Annotated in this window: 23 protein-coding genes; 15 read left to right on the forward strand and 8 right to left on the reverse strand. The window is 66.5% G+C overall.

Translation table 11 applies throughout. From position 1 onward, the window contains the following. Positions 1-23 precede the first annotated feature (23 nt). A complete protein-coding gene (locus I2488_RS06685; protein WP_246465521.1) occupies positions 24-512 on the reverse strand; it encodes an A24 family peptidase in 489 nt (162 codons plus the stop codon). A gap of 82 nt (positions 513-594) precedes the next feature. Between I2488_RS06685 and I2488_RS06690 the strand changes: the two genes are divergently transcribed. Together I2488_RS06690 and I2488_RS06695 are read left to right on the forward strand one after the other, a co-directional pair. After that, entirely contained in the window at positions 595-1,584 is a 990-nt protein-coding gene (locus I2488_RS06690) for an alpha/beta hydrolase (protein WP_196275011.1), read from the forward strand. Continuing rightward, positions 1,581-2,696 carry an FAD-dependent oxidoreductase gene (locus I2488_RS06695; protein WP_196275012.1) on the forward strand — a complete coding sequence of 372 codons (1,116 nt, stop codon included), beginning with the start codon at positions 1,581-1,583 and terminating at the stop codon, positions 2,694-2,696. Before I2488_RS06690 ends, I2488_RS06695 begins: the two co-directional genes overlap by 4 nt. Here the strand turns inward: I2488_RS06695 and I2488_RS06700 are convergent. Next, the gene (locus I2488_RS06700; protein ID WP_196275013.1) at positions 2,687-3,610 is read right to left on the reverse strand and encodes a sugar phosphate isomerase/epimerase family protein; all 924 of its coding nucleotides are present in this window, start codon (positions 3,608-3,610) and stop codon (positions 2,687-2,689) included. The two genes, I2488_RS06695 and I2488_RS06700, sit on opposite strands and share 10 nt — an antisense overlap. A 17-nt stretch (positions 3,611-3,627) precedes the next feature. Then, positions 3,628-4,584 (reverse strand): sugar phosphate isomerase/epimerase family protein, encoded by a 957-nt coding sequence (locus tag I2488_RS06705; RefSeq protein WP_196275014.1) that lies wholly within the window; start codon positions 4,582-4,584, stop codon positions 3,628-3,630. A gap of 356 nt (positions 4,585-4,940) precedes the next feature. Here I2488_RS06705 and I2488_RS06710 point away from each other — a divergent pair, with 356 nt between their 5' ends. Further along, positions 4,941-5,123, forward strand: a complete 183-nt coding sequence (locus I2488_RS06710) for a YegP family protein (protein WP_196275015.1) — start codon at positions 4,941-4,943, stop codon at positions 5,121-5,123. Positions 5,124-5,253: 130 nt separating this feature from the next. On the opposite strand, the gene rnhA is transcribed toward I2488_RS06710, so the two are convergent. Genes rnhA through ispH form a run of 3 tightly spaced genes read right to left on the reverse strand, consistent with a single transcriptional unit; the run spans position 5,254 to position 7,634 of the window. Next, the gene (gene rnhA / locus I2488_RS06715; RefSeq protein WP_039334207.1) at positions 5,254-5,685 is read right to left on the reverse strand and encodes a ribonuclease HI; all 432 of its coding nucleotides are present in this window, start codon (positions 5,683-5,685) and stop codon (positions 5,254-5,256) included. Next, a complete protein-coding gene (gene thrB, locus I2488_RS06720; protein ID WP_196275016.1) occupies positions 5,682-6,653 on the reverse strand; it encodes a homoserine kinase in 972 nt (323 codons plus the stop codon). The genes rnhA and thrB overlap by 4 nt, the downstream gene beginning before the upstream one ends. 12 nt (positions 6,654-6,665) lie before the next feature. After that, positions 6,666-7,634 (reverse strand): 4-hydroxy-3-methylbut-2-enyl diphosphate reductase, encoded by a 969-nt coding sequence (gene ispH, locus I2488_RS06725; protein WP_196275017.1) that lies wholly within the window; start codon positions 7,632-7,634, stop codon positions 6,666-6,668. Positions 7,635-7,758: 124 nt separating this feature from the next. Here ispH and I2488_RS06730 point away from each other — a divergent pair, with 124 nt between their 5' ends. The 9 genes from I2488_RS06730 to tatC all read left to right on the forward strand — a co-directional run bounded on the left by I2488_RS06730 (position 7,759) and on the right by tatC (position 15,058). After that, the gene (locus I2488_RS06730) at positions 7,759-8,421 is read left to right on the forward strand and encodes a hypothetical protein (RefSeq protein WP_196275018.1); all 663 of its coding nucleotides are present in this window, start codon (positions 7,759-7,761) and stop codon (positions 8,419-8,421) included. Positions 8,422-8,463: 42 nt separating this feature from the next. Beyond that, complete coding sequence (argS, locus tag I2488_RS06735; RefSeq protein ID WP_196275019.1) at positions 8,464-10,212, forward strand: arginine--tRNA ligase; 1,749 nt, start codon at positions 8,464-8,466, stop codon at positions 10,210-10,212. A 22-nt stretch (positions 10,213-10,234) separates the two neighbouring features. Next, positions 10,235-10,990 (forward strand): SPOR domain-containing protein, encoded by a 756-nt coding sequence (locus tag I2488_RS06740; RefSeq protein WP_196275020.1) that lies wholly within the window; start codon positions 10,235-10,237, stop codon positions 10,988-10,990. Positions 10,991-11,082: 92 nt separating this feature from the next. After that, entirely contained in the window at positions 11,083-12,099 is a 1,017-nt protein-coding gene (nagZ, locus tag I2488_RS06745) for a beta-N-acetylhexosaminidase (RefSeq protein ID WP_196275021.1), read from the forward strand. Continuing rightward, positions 12,099-12,896: a segregation and condensation protein A gene (locus I2488_RS06750; protein ID WP_196275022.1), complete on the forward strand. Its 798-nt coding sequence runs from the start codon at positions 12,099-12,101 to the stop codon at positions 12,894-12,896. The genes nagZ and I2488_RS06750 overlap by 1 nt, the downstream gene beginning before the upstream one ends. Continuing rightward, on the forward strand, positions 12,893-13,504 hold the full coding sequence (gene scpB, locus I2488_RS06755) for an SMC-Scp complex subunit ScpB (protein ID WP_196275023.1): 612 nt from the start codon (positions 12,893-12,895) through the stop codon (positions 13,502-13,504). The genes I2488_RS06750 and scpB overlap by 4 nt, the downstream gene beginning before the upstream one ends. Before the next feature lie 66 nt (positions 13,505-13,570). Continuing rightward, positions 13,571-13,810 (forward strand): twin-arginine translocase TatA/TatE family subunit, encoded by a 240-nt coding sequence (locus I2488_RS06760; protein ID WP_196275024.1) that lies wholly within the window; start codon positions 13,571-13,573, stop codon positions 13,808-13,810. A 25-nt stretch (positions 13,811-13,835) separates the two neighbouring features. Further along, positions 13,836-14,243, forward strand: a complete 408-nt coding sequence (gene tatB / locus I2488_RS06765; RefSeq protein WP_196275025.1) for a Sec-independent protein translocase protein TatB — start codon at positions 13,836-13,838, stop codon at positions 14,241-14,243. Beyond that, a complete protein-coding gene (gene tatC / locus I2488_RS06770; protein WP_196275026.1) occupies positions 14,240-15,058 on the forward strand; it encodes a twin-arginine translocase subunit TatC in 819 nt (272 codons plus the stop codon). Before tatB ends, tatC begins: the two co-directional genes overlap by 4 nt. A gap of 154 nt (positions 15,059-15,212) precedes the next feature. Here the strand turns inward: tatC and I2488_RS06775 are convergent, their stop codons facing one another. Further along, a complete protein-coding gene (locus tag I2488_RS06775) occupies positions 15,213-16,904 on the reverse strand; it encodes an amidohydrolase family protein (protein ID WP_196275027.1) in 1,692 nt (563 codons plus the stop codon). After that, positions 16,901-17,833, reverse strand: a complete 933-nt coding sequence (locus tag I2488_RS06780; protein ID WP_196275028.1) for an NAD(P)-dependent oxidoreductase — start codon at positions 17,831-17,833, stop codon at positions 16,901-16,903. Before I2488_RS06780 ends, I2488_RS06775 begins: the two co-directional genes overlap by 4 nt. Before the next feature lie 88 nt (positions 17,834-17,921). Between I2488_RS06780 and I2488_RS06785 the strand changes: the two genes are divergently transcribed. From I2488_RS06785 to I2488_RS06795, 3 genes are all read left to right on the forward strand, one after another. Then, positions 17,922-18,308 (forward strand): VanZ family protein, encoded by a 387-nt coding sequence (locus I2488_RS06785; protein WP_196275029.1) that lies wholly within the window; start codon positions 17,922-17,924, stop codon positions 18,306-18,308. 37 nt (positions 18,309-18,345) lie between these two features. Then, complete coding sequence (locus tag I2488_RS06790; protein ID WP_196275030.1) at positions 18,346-19,596, forward strand: threonine ammonia-lyase; 1,251 nt, start codon at positions 18,346-18,348, stop codon at positions 19,594-19,596. Positions 19,597-19,810: 214 nt separating this feature from the next. Further along, complete coding sequence (locus I2488_RS06795) at positions 19,811-20,677, forward strand: arginyltransferase (protein ID WP_196275031.1); 867 nt, start codon at positions 19,811-19,813, stop codon at positions 20,675-20,677. Positions 20,678-20,687: the final 10 nt, after the last annotated feature.

Consider the following 20,687-nt stretch of genomic DNA (forward strand, 5'->3'; position numbering starts at 1 on the left):
GGTTAAAATTTGTGATATTGCGTTCACGCGCCCGTAACGGAGTGCCAGCCGGCCTCCAGCATCGGGGCGAGGATGATCAGTCCGGCAGTGGCAATCGCCACGCCGTAGGGGATCTTCGCGTCGCGCCGACGGGTCACGGTATAGTGCCACGCCGCCACCACGATGGTCAGCGCGCCGCCCAGCAGCGACATGATCACCAGCAGCTTGAGGAAGCTCACCGGCGGCAGCCAAAGCGCCAGCGCGGCGAGCAGCTTGACGTCGCCTCCGCCCATCAGCTTGAGCGCGAACAGTCCTGCCAGCACCACGAAGGCCAGCAGCGCCACGCCCAGTTGCATGGCCACGCCCGGCCACAGCGACAGGCCCGATGCCCACCAGTAGGCGGGCGCAGCCAGCGCGATGGCGGCGTTCAGCCAGTTGTCGATCTGGCGGCGGCGGATATCGGTGAAGGCGGCAACCAGCAGCGCGATTGCCAATGCCCCGACCAGTCCGTAAACGATGGTGTTCCCCTGCATGCTTCGGGGCATACGGGACAATCACTTACCAAACGGTAACCAAACCTTGGCGCACGATTGCGTCGGTGGAGGCGTCGCAGGCATGGAGTTCGACAGCACCAGGCGGATCGATCGCAGGGCGATTCCGGCCGATGCGATCGAGGGAAGCTGGACCGCTCCGGATGGCCACGCCATCCGCCGGATCGACTGGCCGGGCCTGGCCGAAGACCCCGCCCACGACAGCCCGCGCGGCTCGATCCTGTTCCTCCCCGGACGCGGCGATTTCTACGAGAAGTATCTGGAATCCCTCGATTATTGGCACAGCGAGGGCTGGCGGGTCACCGCGCTCGACTGGCGCGGGCAGGCAGGCTCCGGCAGGCTCTCGCCTCACCCCGACATCGGCCATGTCGAGGACTTCAATCTGTGGCTCGATGACCTCGCAAGCTTCTGGTCGCAATGGGTTTCGCAAACCCCTGCACCCCATGTCATCATCGGTCATTCGATGGGCGGGCACCTCGTCATGCGCGCGGTTGCGGAGAAGCGCATTAACCCTGTCGCGGTGGTCCTGAGCGCGCCGATGCTCGGCTTTCTCACCCCCGGTCCGAATCGCCTGCTGCACAAGGTCGCAGCCGCGATGTGCCGATTCGGCGACCCTGCTCGTCCTGCCTGGAAGATCAGCGAAAAGCCCGGCACCACCGCCGCGGCCCGCAACACCCTGCTCACCCACGATGACGCGCGCTACGAGGACGAGGCGCAGTGGAAGCGGCAGCGCCCGTACCTCGGCATGGGGCCGGGGTCGTGGCGCTGGGTCGAACGCGCCTATGCCTCGATGCTCGTGCTCGATGCCCCCGGCTTGCTCGAATCGGTGCAGACGCCGGTCCTCCTGCTGGCCGCGCGCCACGATGGCCTGGTCGGCTGGAAGGCGATCGAGCAGGCCGCCCGCCGCCTGCCGCGCGCCCAGCTCATGGTCTGGGGCCGCGAGGCACGCCACGAACTGCTGCGCGAGGCCGATCCTGTGCGCGACAAGGTCATGGCCGCGATCGACGATTTCCTTGATCGGCTGGCCCCCGCCGAGGAGGTCACCCCCGCGTGACCCTGTTTGCCGGAAACTTCGACGTCGCCGTGATCGGCGCAGGGATGGCCGGTGCCAGCCTCGCTGCCGAATGCGCCCCCCATGCCCGCGTCCTGCTGGTCGAGGCCGAGGACACGCCTGGCTACCACACCACCGGCCGCTCCGCCGCGTTCTGGGAAGAGACCTATGGCGGCCCCGGCGTCTTCCCGCTGACCATGGCCTCGGGCCGCTTCCTGCGCGAGGGCGGCTACCTGTCCCCGCGCGGCGCGCTCAACATCGGCCAGGCGGCAGACCGCGACAAGGTCGAGGCCTTCGTCGAGAAGTTCACCGCGCTCGGTGCCACGCTTCACCTGCAGGACCGCGCTGCATTGGAAGCCCGCGTGCCCGGCCTCAGGCCCGAATGGATCATCGGCGCGTGGGAGCCGGAATGCGCCGACATCGATGTCGCCGGCCTGCACCAGCACTACCTTGCCGCCTCGAAGCGCACCGGCACCGTGCTGCGCGTCCGCGCCCGGGTCGAGCGGCTGGAGCGCGAGGGCGGCGAGTGGCGCATTGCCTGGGCCGATGGCGAGGCGCGCGCGCCGATCATCGCCAACGCCGCCGGCGCCTGGGCCGACACTCTTGCCGAAATTGCCGGTGCCCGCCCGCTCGGCATCCAGCCCTTGCGCCGCACCATCGTTCAGCTGCGCACCGATCCCGCGCCTGCCGACGATCTGCCGCTGACGCTCGGCATCAACGAGGACTTCTACTTCAAGCCGCAAGGCGGGCGCCTGTGGCTCTCGCCGCATGACGAGATTCCCGACGTCGCCGGCGATGCCGCGCCCGAGGAACTCGATGTCGCCATCGCCATCGATCGCTTCGAACACGTCGTCGACTGGAAGATCGCCGCCATGGAACGGCGCTGGGCCGGCCTGCGCTCGTTCTCGCCCGACCGCCTCCCGGTCTACGGCTTCGATCCTGAGGTCGAGGGCCTGTTCTGGTTTGCAGGGCAGGGCGGCTTCGGCATCCAGACGGCCCCTGCCGCCGCACGCCTCGCCGCCCAGCTCCTCCTCGGCCTGCCCCGTGACGGGCTGACCGCGGAAATCGACGCCGGCGTCTATGCGCCGGCGCGCTTCCGGCCCGATCAGTCGTAGATCGGGCGCAGCTCGTTATCGAGGTAGTACCGGGTCATCGCCATCGAGGCGAGCAGGTCCGGCGACCCGTCGTACTCGATCGACATCCAGCCCTTGAACCCATGCTGCTTGAGCAGACGATAGAGGCCCTTGAGGTCGAGCGTGCCCATCCCCGGCTCCCAGAACCAGCGCGTGCCGTCGTCGGTGATTTCCGGGTCCTGCGAATAGCGCAGGCTGTCGGGCTGCCTGGACGAGGCCGTGTCCTTGAGGTGGAACGTGCTGATCCGGTCGTGGTAGTCGTTGTAGAAGGTCAGCAGGTCCTCGCCCATGATCGAGATCTGCGCGGTGTCGATGCAGTAGTGGACGTAGCGCGGGTCGGTCGATTCGATCAGTTCGCGGTGCTCGGGCAGGTTGATCGCGCAGAAGAACTCGTTGTGCAGGCCGATCTTCACCCCCTTGTCGGTGGCATAGCGGCCGATCTCGTTCATCACCTTGGCGCAATTCTGCACCTCCTCGCGGCTGAGCGGGCCACAGCCGAACCAGTTCTGCGTCGGGCAGGTGTTCATGTAGGTGCCGCCGAAGCGCACGATGGTGTCCACCGCCTCGCGGCCTGACTGCACCGCTTCGTCGAAGTGGCTGGCATCGTGCGAGGCATGGGCGCCATGGAACATGCCGATCACTTCGACGCCGCGATCCTTGGCAAAGGCGGTGAAGTTCTCGGGCGATCCGAACAGCGGCAGGATGTCGGCCATGTCCCACGGCGCGATCTCGATGCCGTTGAAGCCCAGCGCCGACTGGTATTTCAGGATGTTGTCCCAGTCGGAATAGTAGGCGCTGTTGGTCTTGTCCTCGTAGTAGAAGTCGCGGAAGTTATCGATCTGCTTGTAGGGGATCGACTTCCAGTGGCTCATGTTGGCGTATTGGATGTTGGGCATGTCGGAGACCTCCGGCCTTAATTCTGAAGCTGGTTGAGCAGGGCGCGCGTGCGCAGCAGGGCGCGGAACGGATCGCGCGTCTGGCGGGCGCTGCACACCACGGGGCCGGAGTAGCCCAGCTGGTCGAGCGTTGCGGCAAGGGCGGCAAAGTCCACCGATCCGGTGCCGGGATCGCGGAACACTTGCGTGGCCCGGGGCTGCGGGTGTTCGGGATTTGGCGTCTTCCACACCTCGCCGCTGTCGACGAAGCTGGTGTCGGTCAGGTGGACGCAGCCGATGCGGGCGAAGTTCGCGGTCAGGAACTGCACCGGATCGATCCCCGCCACGGTCAGGCTGGCGCTATCCAGATCGAGCGCCACGCTCTCCGGCAAACGTGCCAGCAGCGCCAGCACGCGCTCGCCCCCGAACAGGCTCCAGTATTCGTTGCGCAGGACGAGCTTCACGCCCAGTTCCTCGGCCTTGGCGGCAAGGCCGCTCAGCAGTTCGACCGTGCGGTCGGTGAACATCTCGATCTGCGCGTCGATGTCCGGGTGATACTGCCGGATGCGCCCGTAATAGGGCGAGGGGCTGATCGCGAAGTAGTCCGCGCCAAGGTCGGCCGCGTGGGACAGCGCCTCTCCGGCGAAGTGGCCGCTCGCGCCGAAGTAGAAGTGGATGTTGTCGTTGCGCATGAACAGGTTGGGATCGAACGTCACGCCGGTCACGCGCGTGATGCCCTTGCCCTCCAGCATCTCGCGATAGGCCGCCGCGCTGCCGTACTTGGTATTGATGCAATAGCGGTTCATCGGCACGCCGCTGCGCCCGCCGAACTGCCACACCGGCTCATAGGGAATCTCGATCGAGACGAACCCTGCCGTGGCGATCAGCGGGTAGAGTTCCTCCCAGAAGTACTTGCTTTCGAACCGGTTGCGGTTCGGTTCCTGATAATGGCGATTGATCAGATCGAGGCTTATCGCGATCTCTTTGGCGTTCATGGTCGGCTTCCACTTTCTGGCCTGGCTGCCCCGTGGGAGGAGCAGCGGCGTCCGTGCTTGATCGGAAAAGGGACCTGTGCCGCGCAGGCGCGGGCAACCGCGCCGGAGAGCACTCCGGCGTTCTGGCCGATGACAAATGACGATTTTGCCGCCGCAGACACAGGATCCATTTCCCATTCCACGGCCCCGACGCGCCTTGGCGCTCGTTTGCCTGGCGGGATCAAGGCCCGCTACTTTATGCGAGCGGGCATCTGCCATCGGCGCGCAAAAATCAAGTCCGCCCGCACGATTTGCCTGCCACCTCGCGCATTTCCCGTGGTATCACTTAACCTGGGTTAACGACTGGGAGAGTCGCGATGGCGCACCGTTTCGAGATCCGCAAGAACAAGGCCGGCGAGTTCGTCGCCTACTTCTGCCACAACAGCGAAGCAATTTTCTGGACCGAGGGCTACTCGAGCAAGGCCGGCGCGAAGAACGCGATTGAATCGGTCAGGAAGAACGGCCCGGACGCCGACGTGGTGGATACGACGGTCGACTGATCGCCGAAGCTCGTCCGCACCAATACTCGCGGGGCAACGCGTCACACCCGAAGTGTCAGAAGGCAGCGGGATCCCGGGGCAGGCCCACGATAACGTTGGTCAGAGCGATGGGTGTGGGGGAGAAATCCCCTCAGGCCGCCACCGCCGCGTCGCTCGCCAGCTTGTCCACGCGCTCGTTCTCGGGGTGGCCGTCGTGGCCCTTGACCCAGACCCATTCGACCTTGTGCGGACGCACCGCCTCGACCAGCGCGCGCCACAGGTCCTCGTTCTTGACCGGCTTGTTGTCGGCCGTCTTCCAGCCCTTCTTCTGCCAGCCGAACACCCACTTGGTGATGCCGTCGAGCACGTACTTGCTGTCGGTGTGGAGCGTCACGCGGCAAGGCTGCTTGAGCGCCTGCAGCGCCATGATCGCGCCCATCAGTTCCATGCGGTTGTTGGTCGTCTCCTTTTCGGAGCCGGCCATTTCCTTCTCGTGCTCGCCCATGCGCAGCAGCGCGCCCCAGCCGCCCTTGCCCGGATTGCCCTTGCAAGCGCCGTCGGTGAAGATCTCGACGTGCTTCACGCGAACACCTCAGGATTTGCCGCATAGAACTGCAGCCGCCGGGCAAAGGCCATCGGGTCCTTGCGCACCACCAGCGCATCGGCGGGCGTGTTCAGCCAGTCATAGGCGCGGCTCGAGGTGAAGCGCATCGCCGCACCCTGCGCCAGCAGGGGCAGGGCGGCGCGCTCTTCCGCCGAAAGCGGCCGCACCGACTCGTACCCTTCCAGCAGCGCCTGCGAGAGCTCCGCGCTGAAGTTCCGCCCCGTCGCATCGAAGCACCACGCCGCGTGCGTCACCGCGACGTCGTAGGCCATCAGGTCGTTGCAGGCGAAGTAGAAGTCGATCAGGCCGGTGACCCGGTCGCCCAGCATCAGCACGTTGTCGGGGAACAGGTCGGCATGGATCACCGCGCGCGGCAGTCCTTTCGGCCAGCCCGCCGCGATCTTCGGCATTTGTTCGGCCACCAGCCCGGCCAGCTCCGGATCGATCGAGGCGAGGCTATCCGGTCCGCATTCGTCGAACAGCCGCTGCCATTCCGCCAGCCCCATGCCGTTGGCGCGCGAGCCGGCAAAGTCCGCCGAAGCTGCATGCATCTGCGCCAGCGCCGCACCCACCGCGCGCGCCTGCCCCACGGTCGGCTCGCTGACCGAAACGCCCGGAAGGAATTCGATCAACGCCAGCGCCTTCTCGCCCCGCCTGCGGAACAGCGCGCCCTCGCGATCATGGATCGTGCGCGGCACCGGGCAGCCCTTGGCGGCGAGATGATCGAGCAGCGAGAGGAAGTAGGGCAAGTCCTCCAGCTCGATGCGGAATTCGTACATCGTCAGGATGAAGCGCGCGCCGCTCCCATCCCGTCCCGTCGTCTCCAGCAGCCAGTTGGAATTGGACACGCCCTCGGCAATGCCCTTGGCCGAAACCAGTTCGCCCACGTCGAATTCGTTGACAAGCGCGGCCATCTCTTCCGCGCCGATCTGGGTATAGACCGCCATGTGTCGTGCGCCTTAGTCGAGCAGCTGGCGCGGCAGCTTGAACACCATCTTTTCCTCGGCGGTGGTCACCGTCTCTTCCGAGATGGGCCGCAACTCACTGACCTTGGCGACGACCTCGCGCACCAGCACTTCGGGCGCCGAGGCGCCGGCGGTCAGCCCCAGCGTGTTCACGCCTTCGAGCCACGCGGGATCGATCTCGTTCGCGCGCTGGATCAGGCGCGAGCGCGTGCCCATGCGTTCGGCCACTTCAACGAGGCGCAGCGAGTTGGAACTGTTGGGCGCACCGATCACCAGCAGCAGGTCGCACTCGGCGGCAATCGCCTTGACCGCTTCCTGCCGGTTCGAGGTGGCATAGCAGATGTCCTCGGCCTTGGGCCCGACGATCTGCGGGAACTTGGCGCGCAGGGCCGTGACGATCTCGGCGGTATCGTCCACCGAAAGCGTCGTCTGCGTCAGGAACGCCAGCGGCGTGTCAGCCGCGAACGCCAGCTTGGCGACGTCCTCCACCGTCTCGACCAGCGAGATCGAACCTTCCGGCACCTGGCCCATGGTGCCGACCACCTCGGGATGGCCCTTGTGGCCGACGAACAGGATGTGCCGTCCGGCCTCCACCTGCCGCTCAGCCTGGCGATGCACCTTCGAGACAAGCGGGCAGGTCGCGTCCAGCCAGTCGAGTCCGCGCGCGGTCGCATCCTGCGGCACCACCTTGGGCACGCCATGCGCGGAAAACACCACCGGCGCGCCATCGGGCACCTGGTCCAGCTCTTCCACGAAGATCGCGCCCTTGGCCTTCAGCCCATCGACCACGAAGCGGTTGTGCACGATCTCGTGCCGCACATAGACCGGCGCGCCATAGCGCTGCAGCGCCCGCTCGACGATCTCGATCGCCCGGTCGACCCCGGCACAGAAGCCGCGCGGCGCGGCGATGAGGAGGCGTAACGGAGCCGTTTCGGCAGCGACATCTGGCAAGCTGGCGTTCATCCTGCGGCCCTTAGCAGCAAGCGCGCCCTACCGCCATTGCCGAAAGCGGCTGCGGTGGGTAGAGGTGGCCGAAATCTTGCCGCTCCGGCGGCGCGTTGTTGCCGAAATCGAGGATCGAGTGCCCATGAACGCAAGTGCCCGCCGTATCGCAATTCTGGGCGCACCGCTCGTGGCCGCGCTCGGGCTCACGGCCTGCGGCGGCAAGAAGGGCGAACTGGTGGTGGACGATGCGGTCGGCGTCACCGCCCTGCGCGATCCCTGCCCGCGCGTCGGCATTCCTGACTACACCGGCGACATTACTGTGTTCACTTCGCCGTTGCGGACCGATTCGGACGCTATCGACATCGAAGCCACGATCACCAACTTGCGCGCCCAGTGCGCCGATGGTGCCAGGCTGCATTCGGTCGCCAGCTTCGACGTACTCGCCCGCCGCGCCACCAAGTCCGGTGCGCGCCGCGTCGAACTGCCCTACTTCTCCACCGTCGTGCGCGGTGGCAACGTCGTCGTCGCCAAGCGCGTCGGCAAGGTCGTGATCGATTTCGCCGACGGTCAGGACCGTGCCACCGGCCACGCCCAGGCGGGCGCCGATGTCGACAAGGCCGAAGCTTCGCTGCCCGAAGAGATCGTTAAGCGCATCTCGCGCAAGCGCCGCGCAGGGGACGAGGACGCCGCTGTCGACCCGCTGTCGCAGCCCGACGTGAAGGCCGCTATCGCCAAGGCCAACTTCGAACTGCTCGTCGGCTTCCAGCTGACCGACGCTCAGCTCCAGTACAACGTCCGCAAGTAAGCACCCTTCCGTTAGTCGTGCGATTGGGCTAACCGCCCGCGCATGACTGACGCCCGGATCAACCTCCACGCCGACTTCGCCTCGGTAATCGACACCGCGCTGACCGCGCTCGAAGCCGCAGGGACGCTCCCTGCCGGTTTGAACCGAGGCGCGGTGACGTGCGAGCCGCCGCGCGATCCTTCCCACGGCGATCTGGCCACCAACGCTGCGATGGTCTTGGCCAAGCCCGCCGGTACCAACCCGCGCGCACTGGCCACGGCGCTCGTTGCCGAACTCGAGAAGGAGCCGCGCGTCGTCTCCGCCGAGATCGCCGGACCCGGCTTCATCAACCTGCGGCTGACCGACGATGCATGGCGCGGCGAACTTGCGCTGATCGCGGCGGCGGGCGGCGATTATGGCCGCTCGACCATGGGCGGCGGCAAGGTCGTCAACGTCGAATACGTCTCGGCCAACCCCACCGGCCCGATGCACATGGGTCACTGCCGTGGCGCCGTGGTCGGCGATGCGCTGGCGGACCTGCTCGTGTTCAGCGGACACAAGGTCACCAAGGAGTATTACGTCAACGACGCCGGCGCGCAGGTCGATGTCCTCGCCCGCTCGGTCCACATGCGCTACCGCGAGGCACTGGGTGAGAGCATCGAGATCCCCGAAGGCCTCTACCCCGGCGACTATCTCGTCCCCGTGGGCAAGGCGCTGGCCGAGGAGTTTGGTGACAAGTACGTCGGCGCCCCCGAGGCTGACTGGCTGATCCTGTTCCGCACCCGCGCCGTGGCGGCGATGATGGACATGATCCGCGCCGATCTCGCCACGCTCGGCATCCACCACGACCTTTTCTCATCCGAAGCGGAGCTTCAGGCTTCGGGCAAGGTGGACGCTGCCGAACAATGGCTGCGCGCCCACGATCTCGTCTACGACGGCATTCTCGAAGCGCCCAAGGGCAAGACGCTCGAGGACTGGGAGCCGGTCGAACTGCCGCTGTTCCGCTCGACCAAGTTCGGCGACGATCAGGACCGCCCGATCAAGAAGTCGAACGGCGCATGGACCTATTTCGGGGCCGACCTCGCCTATCACTTCCAGAAGGCGCAGACCGCCGATGCCCTCGTCGACATCTGGGGTGCTGACCACGCCGGCACGGTCAAGCGGATCAAGGCTGCGGTCGCCGCGCTGACCAGCGCCGAGGGTGGCGTTGCAAAGCCGTTCGAGGTCAAGCTCGTCCAGATGGTGCAGCTGATGAAGGGTGGCCAGCCCTTCAAGATGTCGAAGCGCTCCGGCAACTTCGTCACCTTGGCCGATGTCGTCGACATGGTCGGCAAGGACGTGGTGCGTTTCACCATGCTAACTCGCAAGCCCGACGCGCAGATGGACTTCGATTTCGACAAGGTCGTCGAAGCCAGCAAGGACAACCCGGTGTTTTACGTGCAGTATGCCCACGCGCGCATCTGCCGGAACATTCGCAAGGGTGCCGACGAAGGCTTTGCCCCGTCAGGAGAAAACCTCTCGTTGCTGGGCGAGGAAGAACTGGCTCTGGTCAAGCTCGCCGCTCAGTTCCCGCGCACGGTCGAAGCCGCTGCCGTCGCGCGCGAGCCGCATCGCATCGCCTTCTTCCTCCACGATCTCGCCTCGGCCTTCCACTCCTACTACAACCTCGGCAACGACCGGCCCGAGAAGCGCTTCATTGTGGCACAAGACTCCGCAATGACCGCAGCCCGCCTTTTCCTCGCCGAACAAATCGGGCAGGTAATTCGTAACGGTCTTGCGCTACTGGGCGTTGAGGCAGCGCAGGAACTTTGACGTCAAACAGGGCAGGGCAGGCATGAACGGCGAAAACGGGCAGAATTCGTGGGACGACGAACCGGGCAAGCCGTTCGACGTCTCTGCCGAGATGGCCGAACCCGTCGGTGATCGCCTCGCCCTGGGCGACGAGGAACGCCTCCCCTGGCTCGAAAGCGCTGATGATCTTGATGGCGAGGATGAGGACAGCGGCAACGGTCGCCTGATCGGCTTTGCGGTGATGGGCCTCGTCGTCCTCGCCGCGCTGGTCGGTGGCATCTGGTATGCCAGCAACCGCACCACCGGCCCGGCCAATGCCGACGGCAGCCTGATCGAGGCCAGCCGCGAACCCTACAAGGTCGTGCCCAAGGACCCCGGCGGCAAGACTTTCGCAGGCACTGGCGATTCCAGCTTCACGGTCAGCGAAGGCGAAAAGCCCGTCGCCAACCTTGCAGGCTCCGCCTCGCCAACCCCGGCGGCGGCCGCCCCGTCGCCCACGCCATCGGCCAAGCCGAGCGCAGGCGCAACGCCCGCACCCAAGCCCACTCAGGCAGCCGCCGTCAGCGGCGTCGGTGTGCAGGTCGGCGCGTTCTCGTCCAACGCTGCGGCAGAGGCCGGCTGGCAGAAGCTCGTCGCCAACCACGAAGCCCTCAAGGGGCTCTCGCACCGCGTGATCGAGGGCAAGGCCGACATCGGCACCGTCTATCGCCTGCAGGCCGTGGCGGGCGATCTTGCCTCGGCCAGCGCGCTCTGTGCAACGCTCCAGGCGGGCGGGTTGAAGTGCCAGGTGAAGCGCTGAACTGATCTGGGGGAGGTAGAGGGTCCCGTTTTCCCCCACCTTCACCGCACAAACCCTTGCCAAAGCCGCGCCATTTCGCGCACCTCACCGCCATGTTGCCTGCGATTTTCGGGCTTTCCGGCCTGACCCTGACCGATGACGAGCGCGCCTTCTTCCGCGATGCGGACCCGGCGGGATACATCCTGTTCGGCCGCAACGTCGAAAGCCGCGCCCAGGTCCGCGCCCTGACCGACGAACTGCGCGCGCTGCACGGACGGGACCGCACCTTCATCTGCATCGATCAGGAAGGCGGCCGCGTCGCCCGGATGAAACCGCCGGTGTGGGCAGCCTATCCGCCCGGCGAACGCTTTGACCGGCTTTACGACGTCGCCCCCGCCAGCGCGATCGAAGCCGCGCGCGCCAATGCCCATGCCCTCGGGCTGGACCTGGCCGAAGTCGGCATCAGCGTCGATTGCCTCCCCCTGCTCGACGTACGCCAGCCCGGCGCGCACGACGTGATCGGCGATCGCGCGCTCGGTTCCGAACCCTTGCGCGTCGCCGCGCTGGGCCGCGCCACGCTCGATGGCCTCGCCCGGGCAGGCGTCGCGGGCGTGGTCAAGCACATGCCCGGCCACGGCCGCTCGATGGTCGACAGCCACAAGGAAACCCCGCTCGTCACCGCCAGCGCAGAGGAACTCGAGCAGGACCTCGCCCCCTTCCGCGCGCTCAAGGACGCGCCCATCGCCATGACCGGCCACTTGCGCTTTACTGCGTGGGACGCCGAAAACCCTGCCACCCTCTCGCCTTTCGTGATCGGTGAGGTCATGCGCAAGCAGATCGGCTTCGACGGCCTGCTGCTGACCGACGATCTCGACATGCAGGCGCTGGGCGGCACCGTGCCCGAACGCGCAGTACGGGCGCAGGCGGCGGGATGCGACATCGCGCTCAACTGCTGGGCGAAGATGGACGACATGATCGGCATTGCCCAGGGCCTCGCGCCGATGAGCGCCAAGACCGCCGAACGCCTTGAACGCGCTCTGGCCGACACCTCAACGTTCGAAGGCCCTGCCGATACGTCCGCCCAAGCCGCGCTCCTCGCCACGCGCGACCGGCTGCTGGAACTCGCCTGATGGCCGACGTCGTCGAACCGGCCCTGTTTGACGGCGACGCGGCCTGGGAAGGCATTGCCAGCGCACCCACCGGCGATGCCGCGCTCTACCTAGAACTTGATGGCTGGGAAGGCCCGCTCGACCTCCTGCTCGAACTGGCGCGGCGGCAGAAGGTGGACCTGCGCACCATTTCGATCCTCGAACTGGTCGGCCAGTATCTCGACTACATTGAGCGGGCGAAGGCGCTGAAGCTCGAACTGGCGGCGGACTATCTGGTGATGGCGGCATGGCTCGCCTACCTCAAGTCGCTGCTCCTGCTCCCGCGCGATCCCGAAGTGCAGCCAAGCCCCGAGGAACTCGCGCTCAAGCTGCAACTGCGCCTCCAGCGTCTCGGCGCAATGCGTGAGGCCGGCGCACGGCTGATGGGGCGTGACCGCACCGGGCGCGACGTGTTCCTGCGTGGCGCGCCTGAAGGCCTGCGCGTGGATCGCAAGGCGCTGTGGCAGTGCGATGTGTTCTCGCTGATCCAGGCCTATGGCGCGATCAAGCACCGCAACCGCCCGGTCGTCCACATGGTCCGCGAACGCGCGGTTGTCACGCTCGACGCCGCGCTGGCGCGCGTGTCGAAGATGCTCGGCGTGGCGATGGACTGGACCGACCTGCGCGCCTTCCTGCCGCTCGATGCCGATCCGCAACTGCGCAAGTCGGCGCTCGCCTCCAGCTTCCTCGCCGCGCTCGAACTTGCCAAGCAGGGCAGGGCAGAGATCGCGCAGGACCACGCCTTCGGACCACTTATGCTGAGAGCTGCGCGCGCATGACCGGACAGCCCGACGATCTCGAACGCGCGGTAGAGGCCACCCTGTTCGCCGCCGAACAGCCGATGACCGAGCAGGAAATCTCCGCGCATCTCGAAGGCGCCGCGGTCGGCCCGGTGCTCGAACGACTGGCCGAAACCTACGCAGGACGCGGCATCCATCTCGTTGAGCGCGGTGGTCGCTGGCACTTCCAGACCGCCGCCGATCTCGCCCATCTCCTGCGCCGCGAGAAGGAAGAGCCGCGCCGCCTGTCGCGCGCCGCCACCGAGGCACTGGCGATCATCGCCTATCACGAACCCGTCAGCCGCGCCGAGATCGAGGCGATTCGCGGCGTGCAGACCGCCAAGGGCACTCTGGACGTCCTGCTCGAGGCTGGCTGGATACGTATTGCCGGACGCCGCGAGGTCCCCGGTCGCCCGACGATCTATGCAACAAGCCCCGAATTTCTCACGCATTTCGGCCTTTCTTCGCGCCGTGACCTGCCCGGAATCGAGGAATTGCGCGCTGCAGGCCTGCTCGATCCTGTCGAAGAGGCGTTTGCCGTCTTGACGGGGGGCGACGATGCGGACACGGGGGCGATTGATCCGTCTGGCGAAGACAACTCAGACTGAGTTCACGTTAAAACTGGCAAGTGGGGCGCGCGACCCTTATCTAGGGCACGCAAAGGAGTTGGTAACATGGGTGGTCTTTCCCTTCCGCACCTGATCGTGCTTGCGCTGGTCGTGCTGATCCTGTTCGGCCGTGGCCGCATTTCCGAGATGATGGGCGATTTCGGCAAGGGCATCAAAAGCTTCAAGCAGGGCATGAACGATGAGGACAACAAGCCGGTGACCCCGCCGCCCGCCCAGATCCAGCAGCAGCAGGTTCCCCCGGCGGCCCCCGCGCCCGCACCGACCTCGACCGACCAGGCCCAGTAAGCCCTCCTGACAAGGCGACAGGGCCGTGTTCGACATCGGCGCGTCCGAACTTTTGGTGCTGGTCATCGTGGCGATCGTCGTGATCGGCCCGAAGGACCTGCCGCTCGCCCTGCGCACCGCAGGCCGCTGGGTGGCGAAAATGCGCCGCGTCTCCAACCACTTCAAGGCCGGGATCGAGACCATGATCCGCGAGGCGGAGATGGAGGAGATGGAGCGCAAGTGGAAGGAACAGAACGAGCGCATCATGCGCGAGACGGCGGCGCAGGAAGCCGCCGCTGCGCAAGGGCAGACCGTGGCTGCAGCCGAAGACCAGAACGATCCCTTCCCGAACCCGCTCCCATCGGATGCTCCCGCTGACCCGGTGATGATCGGGCCGATGCCGCCGGAAGAGAAGGTGGCTCACGCGCCCAAGCCGGAAGCGCCGCTGCCATGATCTCCGACATCGACGAGACGCAGGCCCCGCTGCTCGATCACCTGCTCGAACTGCGCACGCGCCTGCTGCGCTGCGTCTATGCGCTGGCCATTGCCTTCGCGATCAGCTTCTACTTCGCCGACGACATCTTCGCGCTGCTGGCGCGGCCGCTGGTCCACGCCTTCCCGCCGGGGCAGGGCAAGCTGATCTATACCAAGCTCTACGAAGCGTTCTTCGTTGAACTCAAGGTCTCGATGTTCGCGGCGTTCTTCGTCAGCTTCCCGGTCATCGCCAACCAGCTCTGGGCCTTCGTCGCGCCGGGCCTCTATGCGCGCGAGAAGAAGGCGTTCCTGCCCTTCCTCTTCGCCACGCCGGTGCTGTTCACCGCTGGCGCCAGTCTCGCCTACTTCATCGTCATGCCGACCGCCTTCAAGTGGTTCCTCGGTTTCGAAGGCAACAAGGGCGGGCTGCAACTCGAAGCGCTGCCGGGGACGGGCGATTACCTCAGCCTCGTCATGCAGTTCATCCTCGCCTTCGGGATCAGCTTCCTGCTGCCGGTGCTGCTGATGCTGCTCAACCGCGCCGGGATCGTCAGCCGCGACCAATTGGTCAAGGCGCGCCGCTATGCGATCGTCGTGATCTTCGCCGTCGCCACCGTGGCGACGCCGCCCGACGTCGTTTCGCAGCTGATGCTCGCCATCCCGCTGCTGTTCCTGTTCGAAGGCACGCTGCTGCTGATGCGCTTCACCGAGCGCGCCGATGCCAAGCGCCGCGCCGAGGAAGAGGCCGAAGCCGCCGCGCTTCCTGCGGGCGAGACCCCGCCGCTGCTCCCGTAAAAGGAAACGGGGGCACACACGGCCCCCGTTTCGGTACTCGGCAATCAGAGCCTCGCAAGACTCGCGAAACCGTGGGTGAGAGGGCGGGTTCCGCGACGCAGCCCAAGGGCAGCATCCGGAAAGATCGCCCCCTCAAGCCTTCCGCGTCGGCACCCTAACGCGTTGATGGCGTTCCGGTTTCCAGCCCATTTTCGGCCGACCACACCTTGCCCCCGCCAATCCACGTTTCCAGCACCTTGGTCGCCCTGACCTGTGCCGGATTTGCGGTGAGCGGATCGGTATCGACCAGCACGAAGTCCGCCCTGAGGCCCGGCGCAAGCCGCCCGAACTTCCCTTCGGCAAAGCCCGCATAGGCCGCATCGGCGGTATAGGCCGCCAGCGCCTCGGCGGGCGAAACGCGCTCCTGCGGCTGCCATCCGCCTTCCGGCTGCCCGTCCGGCCCCTGCCGACTCATCGCAGCGGCAAGCCCGGCCCACGGATCGGCCACCTCAACCGGCGCGTCCGATCCGAACGCCAGCCGCACGCCCGCCGCCTTCAGCGACTTCCACGCGTAAGCGCCCGCCAGCCGCTCCGGCCCAAGCCGCGCTTCGGCCATCACCCGGTCGGAGGTCTGGTGTACCGGCTGCATCGAGGCGATGGCCCCGCTCCGCGCAAACCGCGCGATGTCCTTGGGATCGAGGATCTGGGCATGTTCGATGCGCCAGCGCCGGTCGCCCTTGTAGGTTTCCGAAAGGTCGGTGATCGCCCCGATCACGGTGGCATTGGCCTCGTCGCCGATGGCGTGAACGGCCACCTGAAAGTTGTCCATCGCCGCGCGGCTCATCAGGTTGCCGAGCTGGGTCTGGTTCAACTGCGGCAGCCCGCGCGTTTCCGGCGCATCGGCATATGGCGCCTTCAGCCACGCCCCGCGCGATCCCAGCGCGCCATCGACATAGAGCTTCACCCCGTTCAGCCGCAGCCGGTCCTGATAGAGCCAGGGCGAGGGGCCGGGCCCGCCGATCAGGACCATCTGCTCAGGGCCCCGCGCATAGGCCATGATCCGCACATAGAGCCTGTTGGCATCGCCCGCACGGCGATAAGCCTGCCAGTCCTCGATGCCCGTGCCCATGTCGGCCACGGCAGTGATGCCGCGCTTGAACAGGATCTGCTGGGCATTGGCCAGCGCGAGATCGCGGTCTTCGGGCCGCGGAGCAGGGACCTTGGCGTCGATCAGTTCCATCGCCGCATCGACCAGTACGCCGCGCGGCGAGCCATCAGGCGCCCGATCAAGACTGCCGCCCGCCGGGTCCTTCGTCGCTGCGGTCACGCCCGCCGCCTTGAGCGCGGCGCTGTTCGCCCATCCCGCGTGCCCGTCGACCCGCTGCAGCCATACCGGCCTGCCGCCTGTCACCGCGTCAAGCTCGGCTGCCGTCGGAAACCGCCCCAGCTGCCATGTCTCCTGATTCCAGCCGCGCCCGATTATCCATGGCCGATCAGGGTGTTCGGCGCTGAACTTGGCAATCCGGTTCAACGCATCGGCGAGCGAGGTCGTGTCGGACAGATCAAGGCTCAGTGCCGCAAAGCCGATGTCCATCACATGGACATGCGCATCGATCATCCCCGGCAGCATCACGCGGCCCTGACCGTCGAGGTGGTACTGGTACTCCTTGCGCGGGCGGGGCTTCCTGTCGCCCGCATGGATCACGCGCTTGATCGTGCCGGCATCGTCGAACAGCAGCCCGGTGAACTGCTCCACCTGACCGTTCGCGCCGACCGTCGTGCCGCGCACGTTGTCGATCAGCGTGTCGGCCCAGGCCGCGGTCGAAGGGCCGAGCAGCAGCGCTGCGGCAAAGGCAGCGCGCCTCACGCCTTCTTCGTCCGGCGCGGCAACCGGCGGATCAGCGCCGAAGTATCCTCGCGCCCGTAACCCATCGCCTGCACGTCGACATAGAACTGGTCGACCAGCGCCGTCACCGGCACGCTCGCCCCCAGGTTCCGCGCTTCGTCCATGGCGAGGCCAAGGTCCTTGCGCATCCAGTCGACCGCAAAGCCGAAGTCGAACTCGTCCTTGGCCATGGTGTGGAAGCGGTTGTCCATCTGCCAGCTCTGCGCCGCCCCGCCCGAGATCGCCTCGAACACCTTGTCCATGTCGAGGTGGGCGATCTGGGCAAAGCGGATGGCTTCGGACAGCCCTGCCAGCGCGCCCGCAATGCACATCTGGTTGGCCATCTTCGCCGTCTGCCCGGCGCCGGATTTGCCGACATGAACCACGCGCTTGGCATAGGCGGCCAGAATCGGGCGCGCCGCATCGACCGCCTTGGCACTGCCGCCACACATGATCGCCAGCGTCCCCGCCTCGGCGCCCGATTGACCGCCGGTTACCGGCGCATCGACGCAGAGCAGTTCCTTGTCGCGCCCCTCGACCGCGATCTGGCGGGCTATCCGCGCCGATACCGTGGTGTGATCGATATAGAGCGCGCCACGCTTGAGCGTCGAAAACACGCCGTTGGGGCTGAGCACCACGTCGGCAAGGTCATCGTCGTTGCCGACGCAGGTGATCACCGCATCGGCCCTTTCCGCCGCTTCCGCCGGACTCGTGGCGATGCGCACGGCAAGGCCCGGGTTGGCCGCCGCCCAGGCTTCGGCCCGCGCGGTGGTGCGGTTGTAGATCGTCAGGGTGTGCCCTGCCTTGCCGAGATGCCGCGCCATCGCGCCGCCCATCACGCCAAGGCCAAGGAAGGAAACGTTTGCGGGGGCGGCGGCTGCCCCGGTCGATGCCGATGTCTGTTCGCTCATGTGCGCATTCATATCCGGTTTCACGGGCAGTGCCATAGCCTGCACACCGGCTTGCCACCGTCAGTGCACTGCACCATAGATTGCCGCGATGCAGCGCTTCACCGATCTCCTCTCCCGCGTCGCCCGGTTCACCTTCTGGCCGGCACTGGCCTTCGCGCTGGTCATGGCGGTGCTGCCCAAGCCGCCCAGCCTCCCGATCGACGATCTGGGCGACAAGTTCGCCCATATGCTCGCCTTCTTCACGCTCTCGCTGCTGGCCGGCGTCGGCTGGCCCAAAGCCTCGCTGGTGCGGGCGGCGCTGTGGCTCTCGCTGATCGGTGCCGGCATCGAAGTGGTGCAGATGATCCCCTTCCTCCACCGCGACTCGGACTGGCGCGATTGGGTGGCAGACAGCGCCGCGATCCTCGTTGCGCTGATCCCGGTCACCGCATTGCGCATGATTGGCGGCGTCCGCACTGAATCCGCCAAAGCTTGAGGTTTTCTTGGAGGCCGCTTTCCGTTAGGGCGCGGCCATGGAAAACGTAGCGCTCAAGCCCGCCGAGCAGGGAGATTCCCTGCTGACCCTCGCCGATGTCCGTGCGGCGGCAGAGCGAATTTCGGGCCAGGTGGTGCGCACGCCCACGCTCTACAGCAAGACGCTCAGCAACATCACCGGCGCCGACATCTGGCTGAAGTTCGAAAACCTCCAGTTCACCGCCGCCTACAAGGAGCGCGGCGCGCTCAACGCCCTGTTGCAATTGACCGAGGAGCAGCGTTCGCGCGGCGTGATCGCCGCTTCGGCCGGCAACCACGCTCAGGGCCTCAGCTATCACGGCACCCGTCTCGGCATGCCCGTCACCATCGTCATGCCGCGCACCACGCCGACGGTGAAGGTGATGCAGACCGAGTCGGTCGGCGGCAAGGTCGTGCTCGAGGGCGAGACTTTCGATGAGGCCTATGCCCACGCGCGCAAGCTCGAAGGCGAACTCGGCCTGACTTTCGTCCACCCGTTCGATGATCCGCGCGTGGCCGCCGGGCAGGGCACCGTCGCGCTCGAAATGCTCGAGGATGCGCCCGAGATCGAGACGCTGGTCGTGCCCATCGGCGGCGGCGGCCTGCTGTCGGGCATGGGCACCGCCGCGCGCGGGATCAAGCCGGGCATCGGCCTCGTCGGCGTGCAGGCGCAGCTGTTCCCGTCGATGTATGCCAGGCTCAAGCACCTCGAACTGCCCTGCGGCGGCGATACGCTGGCCGAAGGCATCGCGGTCAAGGAACCGGGCGAATTCACTTCCAAGGTCCTCGCCCGGATCGTCGATGACGTCGTGCTGGTCAGCGAAGCCGCGCTCGAAAGCGCCGTGGCCGTGCTGCTGCAGATCGAAAAGACCGTCGTCGAAGGCGCGGGCGCAGCCGGTCTTGCCGCGGTGATGACCCACAAGAAGCGTTTTGCCGGACGCAAGGTCGGCATCGTGCTGTGCGGCGGCAATATCGACACGCGCCTCCTCGCCAACGTGCTGCTGCGCGATCTTGCCCGCTCGGGCCGCCTCGGCCGCCTGCGCATCACCCTGCAGGACCGCCCCGGCGCGCTGTTCAAGGTGGTCGAGGAGTTCAACCGCCACCAGGTCAACATCCTCGAGATCTGGCACCAGCGCATCTTCACCTCGCTCCCGGCCAAGGGCCTGACCGCGGAAATCGAGTGCGAGGCGCGCGATCGCGAACAGATCGACCGCCTCGTCGCGGGCCTGCGCGCCAAGGGTTACGATCTCGAACAGGTCGAGATCGGCTGACCCGGCGGGCCGTCCGGGGCGTTAACTTTTGGGAGGAGGCCTGTCCTGTCGGGGGACTCGCCGCCTCGCCGGTGCACAAATCGCCATTCCGGTGGGGAAATGGCGCGATTTTGTGCAGGACAACGTAGTTAATGGGCTTTTACGATTGCTTCCGGTGGGGCATGTTTGTTGCTGACACGCCGGATAGCTCGGCGTCAGGAGCCGATGCCTCGCCGTGACCGCGCCCGTCCGTTTCCCGCGCTTCTTCGTGACCAGCCCGGCGCCGTGCCCCTATCTCCCGGGCCGGAGCGAGCGGAAGGTGTTCACCGAGCTCAAGGGCGGCAACGCCGATGAGCTGAACGACGCGCTCAGCCGCATCGGTTTCCGCCGCAGTCAGACCGTGGCCTATCGCCCCAGCTGCATCGAGTGCTCGGCCTGTGTCTCGGTCCGCGTCGTCGCCGAAGCCTTCCAGGCCTCCTCCACGCAAAAGCGCATCTGGAAGCGCAATCGCGATCTTGTCGTAAGTGTCTGCAAACCTTGGTCCACGCCGGAACAGTTCGAGCTGTTGCAGCGTTATCTCGCCGTGCGTCACCCGGGCGGGGGGATGGCTGCCATGGACGAGATGGACTTCGCGGACATGGTGGAACACACCCCGGTCAAGAGTTACGTCATCGAATACAGGGAGCCGACCACGGACGGTTCGCAGGGCAGACTGGTAGGGGCCTGTCTGACCGACGAGCAGGGCGATGGTCTGTCGATGATCTACAGTTTCTACGATCCACAACACGAGACGCGGTCCGGGCTTGGCACTTTCATCATCCTCGACCATATCCAGCGAGCAGGGCAGGTCGGCCTGCCCTATGTGTATCTCGGCTACTGGGTCGAAGGGTCCGAGCGCATGCAATACAAGGTGCGCTTCCGCCCCATGGAGAAACTGGGCCGCGATGGCTGGGAACGGTTCGAACCTGCTGAACAGGCCAGCGCCATCGAGCGGGCCGTCGTCGCACGGCAGCGGGCCGAGGCCGAACCAGCTCGCGCTGGCATCGAAGGCAGTCTCAAGGACGGCGTCCACGGCGCGCAAGGGCGCTACGCCCACACCTGATCTCCCGCTT

This window comes from Novosphingobium jiangmenense, from assembly GCF_015694345.1.
GTDB classification, from domain to species: domain Bacteria; phylum Pseudomonadota; class Alphaproteobacteria; order Sphingomonadales; family Sphingomonadaceae; genus Novosphingobium; species Novosphingobium jiangmenense.

Bases quoted from the DNA above. Each gene is read 5' to 3' on its own strand.
- I2488_RS06700 (WP_196275013.1), bottom strand. From the start codon at position 3,610: ATGCCCAACATCCAATACGCCAACATGAGCCACTGGAAGTCGATCCCC.
- I2488_RS06785 (WP_196275029.1), top strand. From the start codon at position 17,922: ATGCAGCGCTTCACCGATCTCCTCTCCCGCGTCGCCCGGTTCACCTTC.
- I2488_RS06705 (WP_196275014.1), bottom strand. From the start codon at position 4,584: ATGAACGCCAAAGAGATCGCGATAAGCCTCGATCTGATCAATCGCCAT.
- I2488_RS06740 (WP_196275020.1), top strand. From the start codon at position 10,235: ATGAACGGCGAAAACGGGCAGAATTCGTGGGACGACGAACCGGGCAAG.
- I2488_RS06710 (WP_196275015.1), top strand. From the start codon at position 4,941: ATGGCGCACCGTTTCGAGATCCGCAAGAACAAGGCCGGCGAGTTCGTC.
- tatC (WP_196275026.1), top strand. From the start codon at position 14,240: ATGATCTCCGACATCGACGAGACGCAGGCCCCGCTGCTCGATCACCTG.
- I2488_RS06685 (WP_246465521.1), bottom strand. From the start codon at position 512: ATGCAGGGGAACACCATCGTTTACGGACTGGTCGGGGCATTGGCAATC.
- I2488_RS06690 (WP_196275011.1), top strand. From the start codon at position 595: ATGGAGTTCGACAGCACCAGGCGGATCGATCGCAGGGCGATTCCGGCC.
- argS (WP_196275019.1), top strand. From the start codon at position 8,464: ATGACTGACGCCCGGATCAACCTCCACGCCGACTTCGCCTCGGTAATC.
- I2488_RS06730 (WP_196275018.1), top strand. From the start codon at position 7,759: ATGAACGCAAGTGCCCGCCGTATCGCAATTCTGGGCGCACCGCTCGTG.
- thrB (WP_196275016.1), bottom strand. From the start codon at position 6,653: ATGGCGGTCTATACCCAGATCGGCGCGGAAGAGATGGCCGCGCTTGTC.
- scpB (WP_196275023.1), top strand. From the start codon at position 12,893: ATGACCGGACAGCCCGACGATCTCGAACGCGCGGTAGAGGCCACCCTG.
- I2488_RS06760 (WP_196275024.1), top strand. From the start codon at position 13,571: ATGGGTGGTCTTTCCCTTCCGCACCTGATCGTGCTTGCGCTGGTCGTG.
- nagZ (WP_196275021.1), top strand. From the start codon at position 11,083: ATGTTGCCTGCGATTTTCGGGCTTTCCGGCCTGACCCTGACCGATGAC.
- I2488_RS06790 (WP_196275030.1), top strand. From the start codon at position 18,346: ATGGAAAACGTAGCGCTCAAGCCCGCCGAGCAGGGAGATTCCCTGCTG.
- I2488_RS06750 (WP_196275022.1), top strand. From the start codon at position 12,099: ATGGCCGACGTCGTCGAACCGGCCCTGTTTGACGGCGACGCGGCCTGG.
- I2488_RS06780 (WP_196275028.1), bottom strand. From the start codon at position 17,833: ATGAGCGAACAGACATCGGCATCGACCGGGGCAGCCGCCGCCCCCGCA.
- ispH (WP_196275017.1), bottom strand. From the start codon at position 7,634: ATGAACGCCAGCTTGCCAGATGTCGCTGCCGAAACGGCTCCGTTACGC.